This window comes from Streptomyces caelestis, assembly GCF_001279005.1.
Classification (GTDB): Bacteria; Actinomycetota; Actinomycetes; order Streptomycetales; family Streptomycetaceae; genus Streptomyces; species Streptomyces heliomycini.
In genome coordinates this window covers 1-953 of the sequence record NZ_LGCN01000038.1, presented here as the reverse complement: position 1 = coordinate 953, position 953 = coordinate 1, and the positions used below count along the sequence as shown (strand labels likewise).

At 73.6% G+C, this 953-nt stretch carries 1 protein-coding gene; it reads left to right on the top strand.

Annotated features, from left to right (window positions below; genetic code table 11):
- Nucleotides 1-953, top strand: a 953-nt coding sequence (locus tag ADK41_RS04350) for an acyltransferase domain-containing protein (RefSeq protein ID WP_037805353.1), incomplete at both ends; no start/stop codon positions are given.

Sequence of the window (953 nt, the reverse complement as noted above, 5' to 3'; positions counted from 1 at the left end):
GTGGGTTTCTCGCTGGCGTCGGGGCGGTCGGTGTTCGAGCACCGGGCGGTCCTCCTCGCGGGCGCCGAGGGCGAGCCGCCCGTCGAAGTCGCGCGCGGTCGCGCGGTGGAGCGGTCGCTGGCGGTGCTGTTCTCGGGTCAGGGTGCGCAGCGGGCGGGCATGGGGCGTGAGCTGTACGCCCGGTTCCCGGTGTTCGCGCAGGCGCTGGACGCCGTACTGAACCACTTCGAGGACGAGCTGGAGCGTCCGCTGCGGGAGGTGCTGTTCGCCGAGGCGGGCACGCCGGAGGCGGGACTCCTGGACACCACCGGGTACACCCAGCCCGCGCTGTTCGCGGTCGAGGTGGCGTTGTTCCGGCTGGTCGAAAGCTGGGGTGTGCGGCCGGAGTTCGTGGCCGGTCACTCGGTGGGGGAGATCGCGGCCGCGCATGTGGCCGGGGTGCTGTCGTTGGAGGACGCGTGTGCGCTGGTCGCGGCGCGTGCCCGGCTGATGCGGGAACTCCCGTCCGGTGGCGCCATGGTGGCGATCGAGGCCACCGAGGAGGAGGTCGCCCCGCGCCTCACGGACGGGATCGCCCTGGCGGCGGTGAACGGTCCGGACGCCGTGGTCGTGTCCGGCGCCGAGGAGGAGGTCGTCGCACTCGGCGAGGAGTTCGCCGCGAAGGGCCGCAGGACGCGGCGGCTCTCCGTCAGTCATGCCTTCCACTCGCCGCTGATGGAGCCGATGCTCGACGCCTTCCGTGAGGTCGCGGAGAAGCTGGCCTACGCGGAGCCGCGCATTCCCGTCGTGTCCAACGTGACCGGCGGGATCGCCGGCCCCGGCCTGCTGTGCTCGGCCGACTACTGGGTGCGCCACGTCCGCGCCACCGTCCGCTTCGCCGACGGCGTCGGGGCGCTCACCGACGCCGGGGCGAACGCCTTCCTCGAGATCGGCCCCGACGGCGTCCTGACCGC